This window comes from Deltaproteobacteria bacterium (assembly GCA_009692615.1).
Taxonomy (GTDB): domain Bacteria; phylum Desulfobacterota; class Binatia; order UBA9968; family UBA9968; genus DP-20.
Window position 1 is genome coordinate 1 of record SHYW01000039.1, and the last position, 24,836, is coordinate 24,836.

General features: G+C 55.6%; 21 protein-coding genes. 8 read left to right on the forward strand and 13 right to left on the reverse strand.

All coding sequences use genetic code 11. From position 1 onward, the window contains the following. The first annotated feature begins 228 nt into the window (after positions 1-228). The 3 genes from EXR70_11340 (at position 229) to EXR70_11350 (ending at position 3,687) form a co-directional block, all read left to right on the forward strand. The gene (locus tag EXR70_11340) at positions 229-1,254 is read left to right on the forward strand and encodes an extracellular solute-binding protein (GenBank protein MSP39074.1); all 1,026 of its coding nucleotides are present in this window, start codon (positions 229-231) and stop codon (positions 1,252-1,254) included. Positions 1,255-1,360: 106 nt separating this feature from the next. Next, complete coding sequence (locus tag EXR70_11345; protein MSP39075.1) at positions 1,361-2,722, forward strand: CapA family protein; 1,362 nt, start codon at positions 1,361-1,363, stop codon at positions 2,720-2,722. A gap of 119 nt (positions 2,723-2,841) precedes the next feature. Continuing rightward, positions 2,842-3,687: a HEPN domain-containing protein gene (locus EXR70_11350; protein ID MSP39076.1), complete on the forward strand. Its 846-nt coding sequence runs from the start codon at positions 2,842-2,844 to the stop codon at positions 3,685-3,687. Positions 3,688-3,764: 77 nt separating this feature from the next. Here the strand turns inward: EXR70_11350 and tcuA are convergent, their stop codons facing one another. The 6 genes from tcuA to EXR70_11380 form a co-directional block, all read right to left on the reverse strand. After that, entirely contained in the window at positions 3,765-5,231 is a 1,467-nt protein-coding gene (gene tcuA / locus EXR70_11355; protein MSP39077.1) for an FAD-dependent tricarballylate dehydrogenase TcuA, read from the reverse strand. 45 nt (positions 5,232-5,276) lie between these two features. After that, complete coding sequence (locus EXR70_11360) at positions 5,277-5,780, reverse strand: hypothetical protein (GenBank protein ID MSP39078.1); 504 nt, start codon at positions 5,778-5,780, stop codon at positions 5,277-5,279. A 17-nt stretch (positions 5,781-5,797) separates the two neighbouring features. Next, a complete protein-coding gene (locus EXR70_11365) occupies positions 5,798-6,313 on the reverse strand; it encodes a hypothetical protein (protein ID MSP39079.1) in 516 nt (171 codons plus the stop codon). A 59-nt stretch (positions 6,314-6,372) separates the two neighbouring features. Further along, positions 6,373-6,765: a VOC family protein gene (locus EXR70_11370; protein MSP39080.1), complete on the reverse strand. Its 393-nt coding sequence runs from the start codon at positions 6,763-6,765 to the stop codon at positions 6,373-6,375. Positions 6,766-6,809: 44 nt separating this feature from the next. Next, entirely contained in the window at positions 6,810-7,160 is a 351-nt protein-coding gene (locus tag EXR70_11375; GenBank protein MSP39081.1) for a cupin domain-containing protein, read from the reverse strand. Positions 7,161-7,323: 163 nt separating this feature from the next. Continuing rightward, positions 7,324-8,730, reverse strand: coding sequence for a bifunctional oligoribonuclease/PAP phosphatase NrnA (locus tag EXR70_11380; GenBank protein MSP39082.1), 1,407 nt, complete (start codon positions 8,728-8,730; stop codon positions 7,324-7,326). 185 nt (positions 8,731-8,915) lie between these two features. Between EXR70_11380 and EXR70_11385 the strand changes: the two genes are divergently transcribed. Further along, positions 8,916-10,145, forward strand: a complete 1,230-nt coding sequence (locus tag EXR70_11385; GenBank protein MSP39083.1) for an aminopeptidase P family protein — start codon at positions 8,916-8,918, stop codon at positions 10,143-10,145. A gap of 100 nt (positions 10,146-10,245) precedes the next feature. Further along, the gene (locus tag EXR70_11390) at positions 10,246-11,154 is read left to right on the forward strand and encodes a hypothetical protein (GenBank protein ID MSP39084.1); all 909 of its coding nucleotides are present in this window, start codon (positions 10,246-10,248) and stop codon (positions 11,152-11,154) included. Between the two features lie 305 nt (positions 11,155-11,459). Here the strand turns inward: EXR70_11390 and EXR70_11395 are convergent, their stop codons facing one another. The 5 genes from EXR70_11395 to EXR70_11415 all read right to left on the reverse strand — a co-directional run bounded on the left by EXR70_11395 (position 11,460) and on the right by EXR70_11415 (position 17,177). Continuing rightward, positions 11,460-12,485: a methyltransferase domain-containing protein gene (locus EXR70_11395; GenBank protein MSP39085.1), complete on the reverse strand. Its 1,026-nt coding sequence runs from the start codon at positions 12,483-12,485 to the stop codon at positions 11,460-11,462. A 2-nt stretch (positions 12,486-12,487) separates the two neighbouring features. Then, on the reverse strand, positions 12,488-13,282 hold the full coding sequence (locus EXR70_11400; protein MSP39086.1) for a hypothetical protein: 795 nt from the start codon (positions 13,280-13,282) through the stop codon (positions 12,488-12,490). A 14-nt stretch (positions 13,283-13,296) separates the two neighbouring features. Then, entirely contained in the window at positions 13,297-14,781 is a 1,485-nt protein-coding gene (locus EXR70_11405) for an FAD-binding oxidoreductase (GenBank protein MSP39087.1), read from the reverse strand. Between the two features lie 126 nt (positions 14,782-14,907). Further along, positions 14,908-15,681, reverse strand: coding sequence for an SDR family oxidoreductase (locus tag EXR70_11410; protein MSP39088.1), 774 nt, complete (start codon positions 15,679-15,681; stop codon positions 14,908-14,910). Positions 15,682-15,695: 14 nt separating this feature from the next. Beyond that, on the reverse strand, positions 15,696-17,177 hold the full coding sequence (locus EXR70_11415) for a radical SAM protein (GenBank protein ID MSP39089.1): 1,482 nt from the start codon (positions 17,175-17,177) through the stop codon (positions 15,696-15,698). Between the two features lie 230 nt (positions 17,178-17,407). On the opposite strand from EXR70_11415, the gene EXR70_11420 reads away from it, so the two are divergent. From EXR70_11420 to EXR70_11430, 3 genes are all read left to right on the forward strand, one after another. After that, positions 17,408-18,247 carry an ABC transporter permease gene (locus tag EXR70_11420; GenBank protein MSP39090.1) on the forward strand — a complete coding sequence of 280 codons (840 nt, stop codon included), beginning with the start codon at positions 17,408-17,410 and terminating at the stop codon, positions 18,245-18,247. A gap of 210 nt (positions 18,248-18,457) precedes the next feature. Continuing rightward, positions 18,458-21,160 (forward strand): UPF0182 family protein, encoded by a 2,703-nt coding sequence (locus EXR70_11425; GenBank protein MSP39091.1) that lies wholly within the window; start codon positions 18,458-18,460, stop codon positions 21,158-21,160. Between the two features lie 98 nt (positions 21,161-21,258). Then, positions 21,259-21,990, forward strand: coding sequence for a TVP38/TMEM64 family protein (locus tag EXR70_11430; GenBank protein ID MSP39092.1), 732 nt, complete (start codon positions 21,259-21,261; stop codon positions 21,988-21,990). A 6-nt stretch (positions 21,991-21,996) separates the two neighbouring features. Here EXR70_11430 and EXR70_11435 read toward each other — a convergent pair whose 3' ends face one another. Further along, the gene (locus EXR70_11435; protein MSP39093.1) at positions 21,997-22,821 is read right to left on the reverse strand and encodes an undecaprenyl-diphosphate phosphatase; all 825 of its coding nucleotides are present in this window, start codon (positions 22,819-22,821) and stop codon (positions 21,997-21,999) included. 57 nt (positions 22,822-22,878) lie between these two features. Further along, entirely contained in the window at positions 22,879-24,639 is a 1,761-nt protein-coding gene (locus EXR70_11440; GenBank protein MSP39094.1) for a glycosyltransferase family 39 protein, read from the reverse strand. Positions 24,640-24,836 lie beyond the last annotated feature (197 nt).

Below are 24,836 nucleotides of genomic sequence, written 5' to 3' on the forward strand. Positions count from 1 at the left end.
GCACACACTTGGCCTATATCGAACCAACTCCAACAAGGTGGGGTTCCGCTATGGCCAGGTTTCTAACTTACGACCTCAACCCAACGCACTACCCTGACATAATCGCGTTGCTGTTAACATGACATATTGACGTTGCCACGACAGGTAAAGTCGACGTTGTGTTGAACAGCGTTGAAAAAGATCAAATCGCATTGACGCTGGCTAACTATCAATGTTAATCCTCGCGCCATGTCGATGGCCGGGAGCGTGCTTATGAGACGCCAACTATTGCTTACTGGATTATCGTTGCTTTTACTGGCAAGCCGGATCGTCCACGCGCAGCCGCTGATCGACGGCGCCAAGAAAGAAGGCCAAGTGGTCTTCTACGCGTCCATGGAAGCGGTCTCGGCGCAACGCATCGTCGCCTCCTTTGAAAAGAAATATCCGTTTATCAAAGTCGACGCCACGCGAATCGGTTCGGAACGCATGGCGACCCGGCTGGTCGCCGAAGCCCAGGCGCGCAAAGTGCGCGCCGATGTCGTGCAACAATCGGCGTTCGATTTTTACGGCGTCTTGCAGAAAGGAATCTTTGAGAGCTACTTTTCTCCCGAGCGCGCCGCTTTTCCGCCGGAGTATCGTGACGACAAAGGTTTTTGGATGATGCCCGCCTCGACGCTCAACGTCATCGCCTACAATAAAAAAATGGTCGCCCCGGCCGATGTGCCGAAAAGTTTTTTCGATCTGACCGAACCGCGCTGGAAAGGTCAATTGTTGATGGACGACAACGAGAGCAAGTGGATGGCCGGCATGATCCAGTATTATGGCGAAGTTAAGGCGATGGACTTGCTGCGCAAGCTCGCTGGGCAAGACATCCAATTCCGCGTCGGTCACTCGTTACTGCAAACCCTGCTCGCCGCCGGCGAACGCGCCGTCGTGGTCGTGGCCTTCGCCAACGGCGTCGACCGTTTGAAAAAAGAAGGCGCGCCCATCGAATGGATCGCCGCTGAACCAGTCATCGGCCTGACCTTTGGCATGGCCGTGGTCAAAGACGCGCCCCATCCCAACGCGGGAAGGCTGCTCAACGATTACCTGCTTTCGCGCGAGGGCCAGGAGGTGATCGCCACCGCCGGCTATCACGTGCCGCGCGCCGATGTCGCTTCGCCTATCCTCAAAGAAGCGCCAGCCAAAACCAAAGTCATACCGCTGCCCATGAGCATGGCGCCGCGCTACAACGAATACTTTCAGACCTACCGCAAGGTGATGGGGTTGAAGTGAGTTTTTAGTTTTGAGTTTTTAGTGATTAGTTATCGGAGGCCGGTCAACTAAAAACTAAACACTCAAAACTAAAAACTTGCGTCGACCATCAACCAAGGAAAACGATATGACTTACCAATCTGAAAAAGGCAATTTCACCATCGCTCTGGCGGGCGATACGATGCTAACGCGCAAGCTCATGCCGTTCAAAGAAGAGAAGTTTCTCCAGCTGCGGGACATTTTTCGCGGCGCCGATGCCAGCTTCGCCAATCTTGAAGGCACGATACATACATGGGACGAAGGCACGCCGGGAATTACCCAGGGCACCTTCATGACGACGGATCCGAAGCTGCTCGAAGACCTGCAATGGCTCGGCATCAACTTGATTTGCTGCGCCAACAATCACGCCTTCGATTACGGCGAAGACGGCGTGCTGGCGAATCTCAAACATCTCGACGCCGCGGGCATGGTTCACGCCGGTAGCGGCAAAAATCTCGCCGAAGCGCGCGCGCCCGGCTATCTCGACACCCCTAACGGCCGCGTTGCCTTGGTCGCCGCCACCGCGACCTTTCGCCCCTGGAATCAAGCCGGCGAACAGCGACCCGACCTGCGCGGCCGGCCGGGCATCAATCCATTGGGTTTCCAAACCACCCACTACGTCGACGCCGCGGCCTTCGAACAATTGCAACGCATCAGCCGTCAACTGGGCTTTGAAAAAAGCACCGAGCGCGCGCGCAAACATTTTTACAGCGACAAAGAGCTGTCTAGCGCCAACACCAATGAGCTGACCTTGCTCGGCAATCGCTACGTCTTAGGCGAAGGCTTCGCGATTGCGACCGAAGCGAGCGAACGCGACCTGCAAGACAACTTACGCTGGATCGGCGAAGCGCGCCGCCAAGCCGACTGGGTGGTGGTCAGCGTCCACTGCCACGAGTTCGGCGGCCCAAGTTTGCTAACCGCCAGCACCCGCGCGGAACTGGAAGAGTGCGCCGACTTCGTCACCAAATTCGCCCATCAAGCGATCGACGCCGGCGCCGATATCTTCGTCAGCCACGGCCCGCACTTTCCCCTGGGCATTGAAATCTACAAAGGCAAGCCGATTTTCTACAGCGTCGGCAATTTGATTTTCCAAAACGAAACCGTCGGCTTTTTTCCTTCCGACGCCTACGAGCGTTTCGATCTCGACCTCAAAGCCACCTCGGCCGATTTTCTCGACGCCAGAACCAACGGCGGCAAGAAAGGCCACCCCAGCGATCCCGCCTACTGGGAAAATATGTTCGCCGTCTGCGAGTTCAATAGCAACAAACTAAGAGAAATCCGCATCCACCCCATCGACCAAGGCTTCGGCCGACCAAGACCGCAGCGCGGCCGGCCAGTGCTCGCCGAAGGCGAGGTCGCCAACCGCGTGATCGAACGGGTGAGCAAACTATCGGAGCGCTACGGAACCAAGATTGTAAAGAGAGGCAATGTTGGAGTAATCAATCTATGATCCAGAACTCGTAGGATGGGTGGAGCGCAGCGATACCCATCGCGTCGTTTCAGAACGATAGTCATCAATGGTTAATCACGCTCCATACGCTCAAAGTTGACGGTACAACTGATAATAGCATGGCATCGACTAATGACGACCCACCCATGCCAACAGCGAAAACCGTCTGTTCGTTCTGCGGCAAAAATCAGGATCACGTGCACACTATCATCGCCGGGCCGAAAGTTAATATTTGTGATGAATGCATAGATATTTGCGCTGACATCTTGGAGAAGTCTAGGCGAGATACGTCAGTCAATGCCCGTGGACGGAATCAAGAGTCGCCTCCTTGGTGGCCTATTGATCGCTGGGCTAGAAGAAAAAGTGGTTTACCTGCGGTCGCAACAGATCGCCCACAAACTACAGAACAAATTGCTGCCAAATTTTGCGCTCTCTGTGATGAGCCGGTGCCGCTCGCGGACGTTTTCTTGGTGCGGGACCGATGGTTCATGTGTCCAACATGCGTCGAGGCCGTGCGTGCGCTTGTCTTAGGTGAAACAACGGAAGAGTCGGCAAGCGCTTGGATTGCTCAAGCGGAGGATGACCTCGCCGCAGCCCGCACGATAGCGGATAAAGGAGATTGGGGTTACGCTTTATTTTTTTGCCACGAAACTATCGAGAAATCTCTCAAAGGCTTCCTAGCAAAGTCGAGAACATCGCATGCCCGTGCGACTCACTCGGTGTATACGTTGTTAAAGTGGGCGGCCGAAGCAGACGCAATGTTCGGCGGATTTGGTCCCGAGACCTGGAGTCTCGACACTTGTTACTATCTGACACGATATCCGGTCGGCGACCCGCCGAAGCGGTCCAAGGAGTTTTTCAATAACCCAGCGGAAGGCAGCGCGGCGATCCAGACTGCCGAAGCAGTCCTTGCTCTTAGCAAGGAGTTGGTAAGTAATTTTTCAACGGTGAAGAACGCAACCTAAACGCACCGGTATACAAAGCATCCCCCCGCTCATCCTACTTTCTAAAATCTGCAATTTGAAATTTGAAATGGCGCAGCCTAAAGCCCCTGCGCCGCTGCATTCCGTCCGGCCAAGCGCGAGAAGACGACATTGCGCGTCTGTCCGGTGCACGACGGATAGTTGTGAAAGAACAGTCCGACAATATCGCCGGAGGCGAACAGGCCGCGGATCGGATTGCCGGAAGTATTTAACACCTGCGCCTGCGTATTGATCTGCAGTCCCCCGAAAGTAAACGTCACGCCGCCGGTGATTGAAAACGCCCAGTAAGGCGGCTTGTCTATGGGACTCGCCCAATGGGATTTTTTTGGCGTGATGCCTTCGGTGCATTTGCCGTCGAGCTTGGTCGGATCGAAGACCACGTCCTTGCGCGACGCGTTGTTGAATTCCGTGACTGTGTGTTTGAGCACGGTCGGCTCGATGCCGATCTTGCCGGCCAACTCGTCAATTGAGTTTGCCTCAATCGGCGTGGAAAATTCGTAGCGCGTGCCGAGCAGAGGAATCGTTGTCTGATCGTAGATCTGATAGGCCAGCGCGCCCGGCTGAGCGAGCACGGCCCAACCGGTTTTCGCATAAGTGTAAGAATGGCGCGCTTCGCCTTCGTCGAAAAAGCGCTGACCCAATGTGTTGACCGTGATGCCGTACGGATAACCGTAGCGATTGGCTTTGCTGCCGATCTCGACATCGGGATAAGTCGAATCGATCGGCGTCGCGTGGGCGCCTTGCCAATGGCCGGCCGCCTTCGCGCCCATCGCTAATGTCATCATCAAGACTTCGCCGGTATCGTGGCGGCTGCCGCGCACCTTCATCAAGTCGGCGTTGGCGCCAAGATAGCGCGCGCGCATTTCCGGATTGGCCTGAAAACCGCCGGCGCAAAGAATGATCGACCCGCTTTTGATTTCGTATTCTTCTTTGGGATCGGAGACCACGACGCCTTCGATATGCCGGTCGTTGCCGAGCAAGGATTTAACCCGCGACTCGTAGCGCAGATCGACGCCCATGCCCAATGCAATTTCGCGCCATTGTCCCAACTGGCCGAGTCCGCCACCGACGCCGCCGACCGGATGGATCACCAATCCCGGCTCGAAGTAATAACGGCCGTCGATGACCACGTTGGAATCGATTTCCCACTTGATGCCCAACTCGCGCATCCAATGAATCGCCGCGTTAGATTGACTGACCAGCACGTCGGCCAGTGTCTGATCGATGCGGCCGCGGGTAACGCGCTGGAGATCGGCGTGGAACAGCTCGCTTGAATAGGCGGGTAGATTTAGTTTTTGAAAAGTCGCGTCGTCGAGATCGGGCAGGAACCGGCGGATCTCATCCGCGCCGGAAAACACCCAACGAAAACCGGTGTGCGAATAACGCGCGTTGCCGCCAAACTCCGGCTCCGGTGCTTTTTCCAACATGACGACTTTGGGCGCGCCCGCCTGTTTCGCCGCCACGGCGGCTTCGAATGCCGCGCTACCGCCGCCAACAACCACTACGGGGATGTTTTCAGTTCTCACGGTTCAAAATTCTCCATCTTCGATAAAAATTAAATGCGGGGACTATCAGTTCTTTTTATACAAGCCCTGGATGAACCCGGAACTTTCGAGCTTGTTCATGAAAGAGTTGTCGATCAACGTCTCGACGCGCACTTCGGCGATCTTTGGGTTGAGCTGGATCAAAAGTTTTTGCAGCCGCTTCATTCCCTCCACGCTGGTGTGCGGCGCGCGCTCGTAGTTGGTGATCAACGCCTGATAGGACTCCTCGACATCGGCCGGATTGCTCAAACGCAGGTTCGCTGCCAAGAGCCGGCTCACCAGTTCCTTGTTGGCTGGATCGGCGATCATCGCGATCGCCTCGATGGTCGCTTTCAAATAGCCTTCGATCACCTGCGGCTTTGTCGTCGCCGTGCGCCGCGTCGTCACCAGCATGTTCTGCGGCAAGGTCACGCCGGCCGATTTTAAATTATAAAGCAAGGTGAAACCTTTGTTGGCGTAGACCTCGCCCATCGCGCCTCTGAGCGTGGTGGCGTCGACGCTGCCGCTCTCGAGGGCTAAGCGCCGGTTCATTTCCGTCCCCGGTATCGTCAAAAAAAAATCTTTGCTGGATCGATGCTAAGACCCTGGAGCGCCAACATCGACACCAAATGTGAGGTCGAACCGGGACCGCTGACGGCGATCCGCTTGCCGCGCAGATCTTCCGGCTTCTTGATCTCAGGGCGCGTGTTCAGGCGGAAGTCTAGTTTCTGATTGAAGTTGGCGATGCCGACGACTTCAGCGCCGCTGAGACCCGCATTGACGAGATGTCCGGGGCCGATGATCGCGGCATCTATTTCACCTGCAAGCAAAGCAGCGATCGCTAATGGATTGCGCGGCATGAGAATGAACTGCATGTCGACGCCATATTTTTTGAACAAGCCGCGCTCGCGCGCGACCCAGACATGGGTCATGCTTTCGCTGGTCACGCTAGAGGAAAGATTTGATTTTGTCTGCGCGCTTAAAAATTTCGGGACGGATAAGATCGAAAAAAGAACCGCCAACACCAGCCAAAACGCCAACGCAATTCTTGGCGTCTCCGGCCATCGACGCGCTACACACTCCATCAAGTGATTCCTTCTCAACGTCGGGGAGATTCATGAATCTCCCCGACGTTGGCTGCGGATTATTCGGGCTTCTTCTCGCCCAGCGGCACCACGTTGGAAAAGCCATGCTCCGAAATATCGAAGTAGTTACCGTCGATATCGGAGCCGCGGGTTTCGGCATAAGGACGTCCGTTGGGCCGCGCTTTGGGCAGTTTGTTGGGGTTGACCTTTTTCAAGCGCTCGACGATCTTCTCGCCGTTCTCCACTTCGAAACCGAAATGGTACAGACCGTTGGGCGCGTTCTGTTCATGATTGGGCAGGATCGCGAGATTGAAATAACCGTCGGTGAGAAAAATCGCGCCGCCTTCCTCTTTTTCCTTATGCAGCATCTGCATCTCAAAGACGTCCATGTAAAACGTCGCCAGCTTACCGGTATCTTCGGTGCGGATGGCCAGATGGCGTAGTTTAGGCATGAGCTGTCCTCCTTGGAACGGTTGGGAAACGGTTGATAAGTAATTTATTTTTCCGCCGCGCGGGTGATGCCGATGCCGAACGGTTCGGAGCGATTGCCGAACATCACCAGCGGCTCGGTCCCTTTATTGATCAACTGATAATATTCTTTCGCCGCGAAAAATACGATGTCATCTTTTTTCGCCACCCGCTCCCCGCCTTTAAAATCTTTCACCGTACACTCGCCTTGAATGACCAGAAAGGTCTCCGGATTTTGATGGAAGTGCATCGGCGTATCGTCGCCCGGCTCAAAGTAAAGCATCCACGAGCGAAAATTATCCGTGCCGAAGAAATGGCTGTTCTTGATTTTCTGCTCGCGCGCCTGGTCAATCTTCTGCACTAGGTTGAGAAACTCCATGGCACCCTCCCGGTCAATATGAACGAGCCGAACTTATCGCGAGGCGGGTTTGGTTGTCAATTGGAGGGCCAGGGGCAATTGGAGCGATGGAGTAGTGGAGTAATGGGTTTTTCCGGACCCCAACACTCCATTACTCCAATACTCCATCACTCCAACTTTTCCCTCACCGCAACTCCAGCTCGATCTGATCGCGGTCGACGATCATCGGCAGCATCGCTTCGCGAATCGCCTTCTCGCTCACTTCGCCGAAACGTTCTTTGAAACGATCGACGGGCACCACGGCTTTGGCCATGGCGCGGTGGCCGCCGGCGCTGCCGATGTCGTCGTAGAGTTTTTTCATGATCTCGCCGGCGCTTTTGACGTAGCCGACGTTGCGCACGGAAATCACCACGCGGTCATTGACGATGCCCGAAACCACGCCCCAATCGACGCCTTCGATCTGCAAACAGAACTCGGCCATCTGCGGAATCACATCTTCGCGGTTGACCTCGCCCAGGTGAATCACGGCGACGCCGCTGTCGACTTGCAGCCGGCTGAGCGCCCGGCCAAAGGCTTCGAGATCCTCGCGCGGCAACGCCGGTCGCTCGATGCGGGTGATCATCGCCTTGTTGGCGAGCGGATAGAGATAGTTGAAAGCGCTCAAGTCGGCCAAGTTGTTGCCGCGCTCAAGAAACAGCGTGTCGGTCTTGATGCCGTAAACTAATGCCGTGGCCAAACGCTGCGACGGCTCCATGCCGGCGGCGCGCAGATACTCGGTAAAAATCGTCGCCGTCGAGCCGTAACCACTGCGCAGATCGGCGAAGCGCGCTTTGAAATTGGTCCGTTTGGGATGATGATCGACGACCAGATCGACCCGGCCGAGCGGCTGTTCGAAGTAAGGCGGCTGGACGTCGACCAACGCTAAGCGCGCGCCGTCTTTATGCAAGTCTTCAGGCGTGATTCGCTCGATCTGAATTTCCAACAGATCGATCATCGCCAAATTTTCCGGCCGGGTCACCTGGCCGAAGGTGACGATCGGCGTGGTGGCGCGGTTGCGGTTGAGCAATTCGCGCAGCGCCAGAGCGCTGCCGATGGCGTCAGGATCGGGATCGTGCTGCAAGAGAATGTTGATCTTCTCGCCTTCGTCGAACAGCGAACGAATGCGCTCGACCTTTTTAATGTTCAAAGTACCGAGCAGCTGGGCGGCGCAAAACTCCTCGAAGATATCGGCCAACAACAAGTGACGCAGCAGCGCGTCCTCCGGTTCTTTGCTCGGCTTCTTGCCGTTTTTCTCCGAGGTCAAAGAAACGATCGAAATATTCTTGTCTAATTCGCGCAGCAACCTGCATACCGCATGCTGATCGTCGCTGTCGCGCACGAACACCACCGCTTGGTCTACATGGTGCAGTTTGATCTTTTTATAGATGTCATCTTTGTAGAGATCGCCGTGGCGCACCTTGCCGCCTTGGCGCTTGATCCGCCCGGCAATGCGTTGATTGGGCACCAGATAGCGCACGTCGCCCTGTTCGGCGGCAACATTGCGCATAAATTGAAACAACAGATCGTCCTCGCAAATTGCCAGATACTGCATAAGGGTTTCCCTTGGACAGGGAATTATTCTGCGAGCTGAGACGTGAAGACTTTGACGGGGTTGCTTGGGTGCACGAGGTCGAACTGTAGCAGCTAGGCCCGGCTATTTCCAGGGCCACCTTGATCCCAGCCACCACCCACCATATAAGGTGACGATCGATTAAGAAAAAGAGAGCCTGTGAACGAATGATCAACAGCGGTGAAAGAGGCTTTGGACTACCCAAGTTCAGCTTAGCGGAACGGCAGCGGCGTTGGCAGCGCGTGCGCGAGCGCATGGCCCAAGACCACTTGGATGCCATCATCGGTTTCCCCAATCAAAGCCATTGGGACCAGTTTCAAGCGAACATTCGCTATCTAACCCACATCGGCGGACATCAAACTGAAGTCGCCGTGGTCTTTCCCGCAACCAGTGAACCCACCGCGTTTGTCCGCGGCGGCAACGAAATCGAATGGTGGAACATCGCTCAAGACTGGGTCCACGACATCCGTCCCTCACGCCGGGAATGGAGCCCGCCGCTGATTACGCGCATGAAAGAATTGAATTTGCAGAATGGCCGCATCGGCGTCAGCGGTTTGAGCGGTTTGTTGCGCGCGCCCGAAGGTACCGTGGTTTCAGGCATGCTCGATCGGGTGCGTGAAGCCTTTCCCAAGGCGCGGTTTGAAAACGCCACGGAGATGTTGCAGGACGCCCGCTCCGTCAAAGGACCGGAAGAAGTCGCTTGGATGGAACGGGCGGCGGAGATTCTCGATAAAGTCGTCGCCGCGATTCTTGCCAAAGCCAAACCCGGCGTGATGGAAAACGACATGGTGGCGACCATCTGGCAGACGATTATTTCAAATGGCGGCGATTATCCATCGATGACTCATTGGGGCGCCGGCGCCGACGTGCCCTGGGCGTGTCGCATCGCGCCACACCGCCCGCTTCAAGCCGGCGACATGATCAACACCGAACTGGAAGCCAAATATGGCGGCTATGTTTCGCAAACCGTGCAAGCCGCTTGTCTGGGAAAAATTCCAGTGGAATTGAAGCGCGCCTTCGAGGTCAGCGTAAAAGTTTTCGATGAGCTGGTGAAGTTCATGAAGCCGGGCGTGTCCTACCGCGCCGTGGTGGAATTTTATCAGAAGCTCGTGCGCGAAGCCGGATTCATCCCGAAAGGCATGTTGCTGCACGGCCGCGGCATCGGCGAGGACCGGCCGCAGATCACCGGCGAAGTCGAAGGCGATATGTACACCAGCGCTACTTACACGCAGCATCTCGATTTGCCCATGGTCGAAGGCAATGTCTTCGTGCTCAAACCGGGAGCGATGCCGGGCGACGCGCCGGATTCGATCCGCTGTGGCGATACGGTTGTCATCGAAAAAAACGGCGCGCGCCGCCTGGGCAAACGGCCGTTTAGCTTTCCGGAAATTATTTGATCGGGACGGCAAAAATTTTTTTAGTGCAGCGGTTGACGGCTATAGGCAATTTTAGTTAGGTTCCCGTTGTCAGCCATGCGCCTGTCGGAGGAAAATAAAAATGGTCGCGGAAATTCGTTACGGAGTTGAAACCATCGACCATATCGCCATCCCGGTGGGCGATCTGGCAGTCAATCAAGCTTTCTATGTCAACATCCTCGGTTTGAAATTCAAAACCACCCGGCGCAATCCCGACGGTAGCCCGCGCCAAACCTACGTCCTCGCCGGCGAAAATATCATTGGCCTGCACCTGCCCGGCGTCAGCGCGCCGGCTTCGGCGAGCGCCGCGCCGCGCATCGGCGTCGGCGTTTCAGCCGCGCGCTTCGAGCAGGTCGAGCAAAATTTATTGCTCGCTAACCATGCGTTTAGCGGACCGGTGCAACATTCCGCGGACGCGCCGCTAGCGCGCTCGATTTATTTCGACGATCCCGACGGCAACCATCTCGAATTCTGCGTCCGCCGCAAAGAGCCGTCTAGCGAATGCATCAGCCACACGGTCTTCGAAACCCGCAACTTGAAAAAAGCCCTGACCTTTTACTCCGAAGTTCTCGGCACCGGCGCGCCGGTCGCTTGTGGCACAGAAATGATGATCCCAACCCAGAATGGCCAGATGATCGGTTTGGTTGAAGTCGAAGAACTATCCGAACGCAGCAAAAAGCATGGCCGCGGCTGCCACATGGCGATGAATGTGGCTCAAGAAGATTTCGCTTCCATGATCGCGCTGGTCGAACGCCATGGCGGCCGCAGTCAAGGCGACAAACGCGCCGACGAAGGGCTACGGCCCGAAGGCGAGCGCAGCATTTATCTCTTCGATCCCGACAACAACCGCTTGCAGATCACCGCCCTGGCGCTCAATCACAAAGATGAACTCCTCGACGACGAAGAAAAATGGCGCCGCATCATCGCCGCCCGCAAAGAACAAGGCCGCGGCCTGAGTAAATGGGAAAGCGACGGCAAGAAACTGCTCTAAAAAAAATTACTACTGCTCGTTAGCAGCCATTGCAGATTGATTCTTAGCCGCAGAGGGCAGTTTCGCACCGAACCAGTTTTCCTAATGGGTATCGGCGTGAACCTGTCACCCATCTGACGATGCCGAAATGAATTGACCTTATGTAGGGGCGCGATTCATCGCGCCCCTACATCGATTCGTTCAGGTCATGGAAGAGCCAGTAGGAGGGTTGATAAGTGATACCCATCACGCATGCGACATTTCGAATACCCTCGAAGCCGATGGATTTCGTTAGAACTCAATCCATCCTACGAAACGAAACGCTATTAACTCTTCGTCGCCAAGATCAGTGTCGTCCCAGGCAAGGTCTTGGGAATATCGCCGTGGGTTTCGATGGCAGCGAACCCAGCTTTCTTTAGCCACTCGGAATATTGCGACAGCGTCCAGCACTCGCCTTCCGGCGTGTGCGTCAGCGTGTAGACCGAAAAGCGCAAAGCGAATGTTGGTTCCGTGCGTTCTTCGTTGGGCACGAAATCGTTGACCACGAAAATGCCGCCGGGCTTCAAAGCGGAATACGCTTTGGCGAACAACTCCTGATTGCCTTTCGGCGATTCGAAGCGGCAGAAATTGCTGGCGAGAACAAGATCATAATAATTCGTTTCGATATTCGCCGTGTGATGTTCGCCGTCGATGAAACGAATTTTTCCTTCGAGGCCGCGTTCTTTGTTAGCCTTCTTCGCCACTGCGTTAACGTTGGGCCAGTCTAACTGCGTCACCTGCGCGCTCGGATCACGCGTGACGATGGTCATTCCGAAGATGCTCGACCCACCGGCGATGTCGAGGACGCGCATGGCTTTACGCTCGCCGCCAATTTTTAAGATATCGCACAGCGCTTTGGCCGCCGGCTCGGCGATGACGATGATGCCGAGCACGAGCTTTTCCCAAACTTGCAGCTCGGCGTTGGTGTCCATGCGGCTGAGCGGCTTGCCGGTCTTGAGCGATTCTTTGAGATGGGCCATGCCATCCCACAGCGCTAAAGCGACGTAGCGAAAATCGCCGCAATAGGAAGGTTTGCCTTTGACGAGAAAAGCTTGCGCTGACGGCGCGAGGAAATACTTGCCGTCGCGCTTTTCAATCAGCGACAACGCCGGCAGGCTGTCGAGCACGATGCGCGTGGCGCGCGCATCCGTGCCGGCTTCCCGCGCCACCGCGTCGGCAGTGTTATGGCCCTTGCTGATCAGCGTGAAGAAATCATACTCCAATGCGGCGTCGAGAATTTGACTGTTGGCGAAATCGCCGAGGATGCGCATCAGCGGTCGGGGCGAAACTTCTTCTTGGTTAGAATCGGCCATGGTTATTCTTTGTACAAGCCTTCTTTTTTGATTTGCTGATAGACGCCTTCGAAGAACCAGGCGAAGTAGGAAGTTCCCATGCGCATGCAGTATTCGAGATTGAAACCCGGCCGGGTCTCGGCCTTGCCTTCCATGAGCAAGTTTTTCAAGACCAGCCAATCGAGATCGGCGTGGGCCATGATGCCGTCATGCTCTTCGAGATCCGCTTTGGCGTGCACCCGAAAGTAGACGATCTTATCTTCGGGAAAGTTGTAAACCTTGCGCAGCGCCGTGCCAAAAAAACGCGCCCAGTGGCCCACCGCTTCTTCGACACAGAACGACGCCCACCATTCGGCGGTGGTCCCCTCATACAAAACGCCGCGGTAGTATTCCAAAAACGCCCGGCACTCGGCGAGCATTTCGTACTCGACCATGTCGTCATCTTTGAGACCGAAGTTGTATCCCTGCTCGAGAACGATCTGAATATGGCCGGGGGGCTTGGGATGAATCATTTCGTCGGCGACATGGGCGGCGAAATGTTTGAGCAGCTCGGGGTGGCGTTTGAAAAATGGCTGCTGGCGCTGGTAGGCGACACCGTGAAAATTATTGATCTCGGCGACGAAGCCATACCAGTTTTGCCAAAAGATTTTGAGCGCCTCCATGGGCAGCGTGCCGTTGCCCATGTCGCTATGAAAGCGTCCCTTGATGAGCCACTTGTCGGCCAAGTCCAACAAATATTTTTTCAAATCGGCGATCACCGCGTCGGCTTCGGCCTCGGTTAATTTCTTGCCGCTAAAATCCTGTCTGCCCAGACTCATAAATTCCTCCGTGATTAATAAAGCGCGCCGGGATTTAAGATATTGTTCGGATCCACCAGCTGCTTGATCTCTTTGATGACATCGTAAAGATTTCCCAAACGCTGATAAGGCACCGGCCCTTTGGTGCTCAGCGTCGGCGCGGTCCACACCACGCCGCGCTCGTTGCTAAACTGCGCCACCATGCCCATCCATTTACGCAGCTTGCCGACATCTTCCTCGTCGTAGGGATTGTAGAAAGTGAAATACTCTTCTTTGATGGCGAAATCGCGGGTCACGTAACTGTCATGCTGCGGCGAGTGCTCGGCGTCCCAGATGCCGCATTCGCGCTTGGCCGCTTCGTCGAGATCGTACATCTCTTTGAGAAAAGTAAGCGGATACATTTTCGAAGTGACGGCGAACATGCCGGTATGGCGCACCACCGCACCGCACCAACCGTCCGGCCCCATGACATGCCAATCGGGCCAGCCGTGCAAACCCAACTCCTGCGCCTGGGCGCCCATCGCCTTGTCGGCGATCTCCGGCACGTCGACACCGCCGGCGGATTGGTAAATCCGCCGCATGCGCTTTTCCTTGAACGCCAGCTCTTCTTGATCGCGCGCCAAGAGCACGGTCTTCAAGAAAAACCAGCCGTCGTCGGGAATTTTGCTTTTATCGTACAAGCCCTCTTCCATGGGCCAGTGATACTGCCAGCGGTCGGTGAAATGAATGTCGTAAACCACTTCGCCGCGTACCTGTTCCATGAGCGCGTCCTGCACCTGTTGCAACTGATCGCGGCGGAACACGTAGCAGTAATCATGCAGCCACTCGCGCCGGCATTGAATCGCGCGCAGACAAACTGTGCTGATGATACCCATGGAACCGGCGGCCAGAGTAAACAGGCCGAGCAAATCCGGCAGGTGAATCCATTTTTGAAACGGTCCGAAGGTCGTTCCCTGATTTGCTAGCGCGCCCAAACGAATCGTCTCGCCGTTGGCGAGAATCACTTCAAGGCCGAGCACCATGTCGGCGATCCAACCGTAGCGCGTCATGCCGTAGCCGATGCCGCCCTTGTTGATCATCGCGCCGATGACCACGGCGGGTCCGTAGGTGCCGAAGTTGGGCAGCATCAGACCCTGCTGGCGCAGTGCATGGTGAATCGCGTAAACGCTGGCGCCGCCTTCGGCGATGACATACTGCAGAGTCGGATTTACTTCGAGAACCTTGTCCATGCCAAGCATGTCCAACAGCAAGCCGCCTTTGAGCGGCGAGCTAATGCCCATGCCGACGCCGCCCTTGGCGACGATGGGAATTTTATTTTCATTGGCGAATTTTAAAATATCGGCAACCTTGTGATTGCCCTGGGCGTCGGATTCAATACGCACGATCACATCCGGCAAAGCGCGATAGGCGCCGTAGGCCAAGGTATGCTGGTAGTTGATCTTGTCGATCGGATTGGTCGAGATCCGCCGCGGGCCGACAATGTCGGTTAGTTTAGCGATGATCTCGTCGAGAGTAAGCATGGAAATGAGATTTTAAGTAAAATTGCAGAGTGCAAAATACAAAAGTTAAAATCGAAAACGTTTATCCGCGATCGCCGTCGAGCAATTAGAAGGTTTTGTAATATGGAATCTGGAATTTGTAATTTCTCACAGCTGCAGATGACTCCCACCGGTAATCAGCATATGACTTCCCGTCATCATGCTCGCTTCATCGCTGGCCAAGAACGCGATCGCCCCGGCGATGTCTTCAGGATAGAGATGCCTTTTCAGCGGCCGGGTATCCTTCACCCGCTCGCGAAACGCTTCGGGCATGATCAGCGAGGCATCCGTTAACGTAAACGCCGGCGTCACCACGTTGACGGCGACGCCCAGCGGGCCCAATTCAATCGCCATCGTATTCGCCATCGATTCGAGCGCCGACTTCGCCGCCGCATAGGCGCCCATGCGCGGCAGCGGCTGCTGCGCCAAGCGCGTGCTAACGACGATAATCCTGCCAGCCTGCTTTTCTTTCATCGCCGGCAAGCAAACCTGCACGCAATTATAGAATGCCGACAACTCATGCTCGATCGCCTGATGAAATTTGTCCCAAGATATTTCGTGCAGCGCACTGACTTGAAACGGAAAGTAGGCGTTGTTGACCAGTATATCGATAGCGCCAAGTGCTTCACTCGCGGCGCGCACCATGGACTCGACCTGGGCGCGTTGGGTGACATCGGCTTGATAAACGATCCCGCGCCCGCCGGCGCCGCGAACTTCGTCGAGAACTTTCTCGGCCGCCTCGCGGTTCTGATGGTAATTGACGACTACCGCGGCGCCGCCTTGGGCCAAACGAATCGCCGCCGCCGCGCCGATGCCGCGGCTGGCGCCGGTAACTAGCGCGACTTTACCGCGCAATGTCGGAATTGTTTTCGCTTCTGCCATGACCAGGACGAGAACTAAATTGCCGCCTCGCCGTGCGCGGCGTTCTGTTCGTACTTCGCCGCGTTGCTCTTGAACGACAGGAATTTCATTTTCACATAGGGCGAAGTGTAGCCGTTGAGAATACGCTCGACGCGGCCCGGCTTGCTGTAAAAAGATTGAAACGCCCAACCGGTGAGTTCGCCCAACTGTTGGCGGCTCAAATATTTCGTCGGCATCACCGAATGTTCCAAGTCGTAGAGACTCAGGTTGTCGATTTCGATGATGTTGTTCTTAACTGCGGCTTTGTAAATCGGCGAGCCGGGAATCGGATTGAGCACTTGAATCATTACGATGTCGGGATCGATCTCGTCCACCGCCTGGGCGCGCTGGCGGATCTTGGCTTCGTCATCTTCCCAAAAACCGTTGAGGTAAGTCGAAATGGTGGAAATGTCGTTCTGGCGCAGGAACTGAATCAGCTCTTTCAATTCTTTGACGCCGACTTTCATCGGTCCCTTACGCGCTTCGGCGATCTCCTCGTCCGTGCCGCCGTCGATGCCGATCAATACTTGATACAAACCGACCTTGCGCAATCGCGGCACCAGATCCTTATCGCGAATCAGGTTTTGCGCGCGGCTGAGCATGAACCAGCTCATGTCTAACTCTTTCTCCTCTAACGCTTCGACCAAGTCGACCATCTTCTGCCGATCGGAGCTGAAATCGTCGTCCATGAAGGTGAGGGCTTTGACGCCATAAGTCTTGTTCAGCAGTTCCATTTCTTCAGCGATTCTCTTCCCGCCTTTGGTTCGGTGCGAGGTGAAATCGCGCGGGTTGCGCGGGTCGACCAGCCACCACTCGTAGCAAAAATGGCATGCGCCCTCGCAGCCGCGCGAAGTCACCGACTCATTATAATTGGGAATCACCGAGTAGCCGTAATACTTGTCCATCGGAAACAGATCGTAAGCGGGCATCGGCAGCTCGTCGAGATTGGCGATCACCGGCCGCGCCGGCGTCAGCACCACCTCGCCATTTTTGCGGTACGCCAGCCCCTTGATCGCGCTGAAATCGGGCGTGGATTTTTTCAGTTCTTCTAATAACTCACAGACGGCGTATTCATTGTCGCCAAACACGCCGACAATCGCAAAGTCGAGTTGCGGATTGTCAGCCATGATCTTTTGCGGCACCGCGGTGTACATCAGACCGCCACCGATGGTAACCGTTTGGGGCGCGACCTCTTTGATCTTTTGCATCGCCGCATGGAAGCGATTGAGCGTCGCCGCACCGCCGGCCGCGGCAATCATAGCGCCAAAGAAGACCGCCTCGGGCCGTTGCCGCAGCACTTCCGCCAACATCTGATCGTCGTCCAAACCGAGCGCGCGGCAATCTAAGACGGAGACCTCCGCGCCATTCTTTTGCCGAATGAAAGCCGCCACTTGCGCATGAAGCGCGTTAACCGCCAAATGACGCTCGCCCCAGGGCGCCCAATTGCCCATGGGGGGGGTAACAAAAAGAAGTTTCATGTTATCTCCTGGTATATGGAAGGATCGCTGGACAGTAAAATATTTAATACCTTAAGGATTGTCAAGATTAGGCCGCGATTGAAAGGCGGCGCAGTAATTTCCAAGCGACGGGAATCGCCGTTTTTGATTCGCCTGATAAATCTGTTGACAACTATCTGCCCTTTTGGTACTGGTGCGCTGCTGATGACACTGTGTCAATGTCCTAATCGTAACCATTGGAGGGAACTAATATGGCTCAAGCGGCTGAAGAACAACTTTTAGATATTCGCGTTGCCGAAGCATCGGCGGCGTATAAATTTTATCTGAACAATGAGAAGTTAATTCTCGGCACTTCTTCAACGGTGCTATTCCTGTTGACCTGGGAAACCATTGGCAATTGGGCGGGGCTCATCAATCCCATGTTCATGAGCGCGCCGTCGATGATCGCCAAGGCTGGATGGCAAATGTTCGCCTCGGGGGAAATTTGGAATGACCTCTATGTCAGCGGCGTCGAGTTCGGCTGGGGCTACTTCTTGTCGATCATCTTCGCGGTCCCATTCGGCATCGCCATCGGCTGGTACAAAAGATTCGCGTATGTCTGCGATCCCTTCGTCAACGCCATGAACGCCACGCCACGTGTCGCGCTTTTGCCATTGGTGATTATTTGGCTCGGCATCGGCATTTTGTCGAAGGTCGGCATCATCTTTCTCGGCGCGGTTTTCCCACTGCTAATCAATACCCGTGACGGCGTCAAAACTACGCCGGCCAATTTGCTCACCGCGGCGCGCAGCTTCGGCGCCTCGGAATGGCAGATTTTCAAATCCGTCGTGCTCCCTTCCACCGTGCCTTTCATCTTGACCGGTTTGCGCCTGGCCATCGGCCGCGCGCTGATCGGCGTCATGGTCGGCGAGCTCTATGCCGCCACCGCGGGCATCGGCTTCATGATCACCGTCGCCGGTGCGACTTTCCAGACTGACAAAGTGTTCGTCGGCGTTCTGATCTTCGCGATCAGCGGCATGGCTTTAACCGAAGTGGTCGATCGCTACGAGAAACGCTTCGATAAATGGCGCCCCAGAGTCGGCCACGATTAGGCTTGACCCCAAGCTAAAGCTTATCTAAACCCCAAAATGGCGCTGGAACGTTCCAGCGCCATTTTTTTCTACACAACAGCAAATATAATGGCAGTGACCACAAGTTTGATAGTTTTGACCGGCATCGAACCGCCGCATTGCCATGAACTAACAACTTCTCTACGAACCCAGTCAATTGACTGACCGTTTATAAGTCTGACGGAGGCCCCCATGCGCAGAATCGGCGGCGTGATCCTACTCATCACTTTAGTCATGGCCGTGATGTTCTTTCGCCAAGCGATCGGACTTTACGTTGACTGGCTATGGTTTCAGGATGTTGGCTACGGGCATGTTTTTACTACCATCCTCACCTACAAAAGCGCTCTCGGTGGTATCTCCGGCAGTCTGTTCGCGCTGTTAATCTACGTCAATTTGAAAATCGCCTCCTCGATGCCGACCGGATTTCATTACAGCGGCGCCGACAATATTATTGAACTTCCCGCCCCCGAGCTCATCGATCCGATGTTCAAGCGGCTGCTGCTGCCGGGCGCGCTGCTAGTCGGCATCATGGCGTCACCCCAAGGCGCGGCCAGTTGGGAACAAGCATCGCTGTTTTTCAACGCCGTGCCGTTCAACTTACAAGATCCGCAGTTTGGCCAGGACGTCGGCTTCTATGTTTTTCGCTTGCCGCTGTTACGGGTCATTTACCATTGGGCGATCTTTGCCATCGGCTTGAGCATCGTCGCCTGCGCGGCGGTTTATCTTGTTTACCGCGGCATAGAATATACCGCGCGCGGCCTGTTGCTCGGCGCGCGTGCGCGCAATCACTTACTGGTTCTGTTCGGCTTGCTATTGATCGCCAAGGCCGCCGGCTATTATCTCGACGCTTTCGACCTTTTGCACTCGAGCCGCGGTGTGTCCCATGGTGCCAGCTACGCCGATGTTTATGGCAATTTGCCGGCGCTGAGAATTCTCACTTTTCTCGCCTTGATCGCGGCGGCGCTCTGTTTCGCGCAAATTTACCGCGCCGGTTATAAATTTGTCATCCTCGGCGTCGGCGCTCTAGTCGGCGTACACCTGCTCGGTCTCAACGCCTACCCGACGCTATTGCAGCGCTTTCGCGTCACGCCCAATGAAATCGAAGCGGAGCGGCCGTTCATCGAGCGCACGATCAAGTTCACTCGTTTTGCCTTCGGCTTGGATAAGATCACAACTAAAGATTTCCCGGCCGATGAGCAGCTCACGGCGGCGGATCTCAAACGTAACGAATCGACGATCAGCAACATCAGGCTCTGGGACCATCGGCCGCTGCTGACCACCTACGCGCAGCTGCAAGAGATTCGCCCCTATTATAAATTTGTCGATGTCGACAACGACCGCTACATGATCGACGGCACTTATCGCCAAGTGATGCTGTCGGCCCGCGAGCTGTCCCACCAACATCTGCAAAGCCGCAACTGGATCAACGAGCATCTGACCTTCACCCACGGCCATGGCGTGGTCTTCGGCCCGGTCAACCAGGTCACCTCGAGCGGCCAGCCAGAATTTTTTATCAAAGACATTCCGCCGGTGGCGACCACTTCGCTGAAAATCTCTCGCCCCGAGATTTACTACGGCGAACTCGCCAACGACTATGTCTTGGTGCAGACCAAATCCCAGGAATTGGATTACCCGGCGGGGGATCAAAATATTTACACGACGTACAAGGGTCAGCGCGGCGTGGCTATCGGCTCCCTATGGCGCCGCTTGGTTTTTTCCGCTCATCACGCATCGCTGCGCATCTTGCTGGCCCAGGATCTTAACGCCGAGAGCCGGATACTTTACTACCGCCAGATTCAGGAGCGGGTAAAAAAGATCGCGCCGTTTATCATTTTCGACCGGGATGCTTATGTGGTCGTCGCCCAGGGTGGCAGACTATTCTGGATCGTCGATGGCTACACGGTTTCGGATCGCTTTCCCTATTCGGAACCGCTGCGCCAGCAGGGCACTAACTATATTCGTAACTCGGTCAAAGCGGTGGTCGACGCGTACCAGGGCACGGTGGAGTTTTATACCAGCGACACCCAGGATCCGGTGATTCAATCCTTTGCCAAGACTTTTCCCAATCTGATGAAACCACTTGAAACCATGCCCGAGGATCTGCGCGCCCATATTCGTTATCCGCAGGATCTATTTTCGATTCAGGCGCGGGTCTACACGACCTATCACATGCAGGACCCGCAGGTTTTTTATAACAAAGAAGACCTGCTCAGCATCCCGCGCCAAAATGACGAAGGGCGCGAGCGCGATGTCGAGCCTTACTACACGATCATGCGCTTGCCCGGAGAAACCAAGGAAGAATTCGTCCTGTTGCTGCCGTTCACGCCGAACAAGCGCGACAACATGCGTTCCTGGTTGGCAGCGCGCAGCGATGCGCCCCACTACGGCAAACTAATCGCCCTGGACTTTCCCAAAGCGAAACTGGTTTACGGACCGAAACAGATCGATGCCCGCATCGATCAAGACACGACGATTTCCCAACAGCTGAGCCTGTGGAACCAGCGCGGCTCGCAGGTGATTCGCGGTAGTTTATTATCGATTCCTATCGACCGCTCCTTGCTCTACGTCCAGCCGCTCTATCTGGCGGCGGAAAAGGGCTCCCTGCCGGAACTCAAGAGGGTGATCGTCGCCTTCGGCAATCGTATCGCCATGGAAGAAACCTTGGAGCAATCGCTGCAACGAGTTTTCGGCGCAGCACCGGCCAAAGAAGCGGCGCAACCGGTGGTCGCCGCGGCCCCGCAAGCGGCGGCGAAAAGTGAGCAAACCCCGGCGCGCCAGGCGCTGGACCATTTTCAACGGGCCCAGGAAAATCTCAAGCAAGGCAACTGGGCCGGCTATGGCGATGAAATGAAAAAGATCGAAGCGTTATTGAAGGAAATGCAAAAAGGCCGGTGATGAGTTTCGGTGCTTAGCGTAAGCAACCGGCGATCAACAACGCTAATGGAAGCGGTTGATCCCTCGTCTTTGCGAGCTATTGTTGCTATAAGACCCCGATGAGCGACCAACGGCGCCGCCTCGCCATCAGAGGGCTGATCTTCATTGTTCTGGTAGCGCTGCTGTTCTTCTTTAGCCGCTATATTCCTCGGCCATTCAGCGCCTTCGCCCCTGCCAGCGAAGATCTCGACGACTTCGAGGGGATTTATGCCAGCAGCGATAAGCTCAGCAAGTTCTTGCAAAACCTCGGCCCCTACTCGCCGGCAGTATTCGTCCTATTACAAGTCTTACAAGTGGTGGCCGCGCCAGTTCCCGGCGAGCTCACCGGCGTCGCCGGCGGTTATGTCTACGGCGAAACGGTGGGTTTTTTGTTGTCGACGGTTGGACTTTCCCTAGGCTCGTGGTTGGCCTTTGAGCTGGCGAGTATTTTGGGCCGGCCTTTTGTCGAGCGTTTCGTCAAACGTGACGTGCTCGAGAAGTTCAACTTCCTCACCAGCAGCACCGGCGTGGTGATTTGCTTTGTGCTGTTTTTGTTCCCCGGTTTTCCCAAGGATTATCTTTGCTACGTACTCGGCTTGAGCCGCATGAAGGTCGGCACGTTCTTGTTCGTATCCATCATCGGCCGAATCCCCGGCACTTATCTGCTCACCATGCAGGGTGCGACCATCGCCAATCAACAGTACAGCACATTCGCGATTATCTCTGTGGCATCGGTGGCGATCTTGGGGGTCGCCTATTTCTATCGCAATCAGATTTTCGACTGGGTCAAACGGCGCGAGGAACCGAAATAAACATCGTTAAAGTCCAGTACCGCGGGTCAGAAAGTAAAAAATCGGCGACACCACGATGCGATACCAAGCGAACGGCGCGAGCCGGCCGCGGCTGAGAAAACTGACGAAGCCTTTGACGGTAATAAAAGCGACGACAAATGAGATCACGAAGCCGATGCCCAGAGCGACTAAATCTTCACCAGCCAGTTGGCCGCGCATTTTGATCAGCTCGTAACCGCTGGCGGCGCACAACACCGGCACGGCGATTAAAAAAGAAAACTCAGCCGCGCCTTTGCGGTCGAGGCCGAGCAGCATGCCGCCGACAATCGTCGCCGCCGCCCGCGATGTCCCCGGCCACAAGGCGAGAACTTGAAACAGACCGATACCGAAAGCCTGCATCAGTGAAATGTCCTCCAGGGCGACCGAACGCCGCTGGGCGATGGAGCGCTCGACCAGCAGAATCGCCACGCCGCCAACCAACAAGGCCACCGACACCGCTTCGGGATTGAACAAGCGCTCCTTGATCGCGTGGCGCGCGACAAAGGCGATCGACAACGCCGGAAACGTCGCCATGACGATGCGCAAGATTCCCGGCCAACCCTTTAAATTCGAACCCGAGCCGAGCAGCGATTGGCCGGAAATCGGCATCAGCCCGGCGAATCGGTGCCAATAAAGAAACACCACCGAGAGAATGGCGCCCAATTGGATCGCCACTTCGAAGCTCGACGCTTTGTCGCCGACAAAGCCAAGCATGTGGCCGGCGATAATCAAATGGCCGGTCGACGACACCGGCAAAAACTCCGTTACCCCTTCGACCACACCCAACACCGCTGCGATTGTCCAACTATTCATAATTGTCCTTCCGGTAGCTGCTCTGGTTGCGAGCCCTTGTTGTTGCCGCCATCGAGTTTAAGGTTTCCAAAGTACCACGTAATCGTTGACCATGCCGACCTGTTTGGGCGCGGCGCCAATTTCCGCTTCGAGACGAGCGCGATTTTTTTCCTTAACCAAGATCACCATCGGTCGTTTGACGCTTTTCCACTGTTCGCGAAACTCGTCGAAATCCAACAACGCCCGGCCGCGCGGACCGATAGGCTCTGCCCGTTTGCCCAGGGCGTAAAAATTCCCCAAAAACGTCCGCTTCTTGTTGCGATAGGTCACCACCCAGAGCGGTTTCTCGGCGCGCAGATAAAAAGCCATGCCCGATTGAAAGGTATCGTAAAACACCACTTGGGTGTCAGGCCGAACCATCGCCGCAGCTTTTTCCGCCAAACCCTTAGCCGAGCGCGCCGAAGCGGGCGCGCTAATTACCTGCGCGACAAAAGCCAAGGACGCGACCAAGGCACAGGCTTGAACGACAAAGAGTTGCTCCTGGCGGAAAGTTTTCCGTGTTGCTTGCCAGCACGCAAGCAGAGTCAGGGTTATGGCAACCATGATGCCATAAAGCCAGACCGGATGGGTTAGCACGCTGACACCGCTGCCTATAGTACGCGGCAAGATTGCCGGATAAACGATCCCAATGACAAAATAGCATGCCACGAGCCCATGGCAGCCCAAAGTGAGCAGCAGCGCGCGCTGGGCTTTTTTTGGCGATTCGCGGCAAAGATTGACCAGCGGCACGGCGATCAACAACGACAAGGCCGGGAAAATCGGCAGAATGTAGTGCGGCAGTTTTGACCTGGAGAGGGAAAAAAACAACAACGGCAAAGCCGCCCAGAGCACGACAAACAAAGTCTTGTCGTCAAGCGCCTTGCGGCGCCAACCGGCAAGCAGCGTGGGCAGCAACAAGGTCCAGGGAAACAATCCGACCAAGCCGACGACGATGAAATAATACCATGGCTGGCTGCGATCGAATTCGTCGCTGGCGAAGCGGCCGAAATGTTCGTCCCAAAAATAATAGCGCAAATAACCGTCATGGCGCGCGCCGACTTCGAGATACCAAGGCAATACTAAGAGGAGAAACAGCAAGACGCCGGGAAGCAGATAAATGCGCCGCAGCATCGCCCACTGCCGCGTGAGCAAGAGATAAGCAAATATCACCATGCCGGGAACAACGATGCCGATAAGCCCTTTGATCAAAGTCGCGGCGCCGAGCGCACTGTAGAGCAGCAGACACATCCCTCTACGCCGCTGGAGATTTTCACAGTGGCCGGCGTCGTAAAAAGCGCACAGCGCCAGAGTCAGGAAAAACGTCAACGGCATGTCAAAGATGACGATGCGCGCGAGAATAAAAAATTCCGCGCTGGTGAGCAGAATCAACGCGCTCCACAGCGCCGGCCAGCGTCCCCAATGGTCGCGGGCGAAAAAATAAACCAGGCCGACGCAGCCCAACGCGGCGAGCGCCGACGGCAAGCGCGCCGCCCATTCGGAAATGCCAAGGAGTTTCAACGACAGCGCGATCAACCAGTAAAAAAAAATCGGCTTGTCGAGCACCGGATGAAAGTTGTCATGGGGCGTGACCCAGTCTTGGAGCACGAGAATTTCCCGCGCCTTCTCGGAATTTCGCCCCTCGTCGGGTTCGAACAACGGCGCGGCGCCGAGTTGGAAAAATAGAATGAAAATCGCACAAGCGAAAACTATCCAAGGCAGCCAGCTCGCCAACCGGTCGAATCGATCGTCATGCTCGGCAATAGCGGTTTGTGAGTTCGATATCTGGACGATGTTGATCACCGGCGGGCTCAGAGTCTGTTTGCACCATCAGGTTTACCTGACATGGGGCCATTTGCAAGCCGATTTGGCTCGGCGCTGCGACTGAATCAACGTCATTCAACGCGCGTTGACTTAGCCCAAACCGAGGCGTAGCGTAAACGCCTCTGCGTTGGAGCGCCGCGCGGTTCGGTCATTTTGCCGCAACCATACAGCGGCTC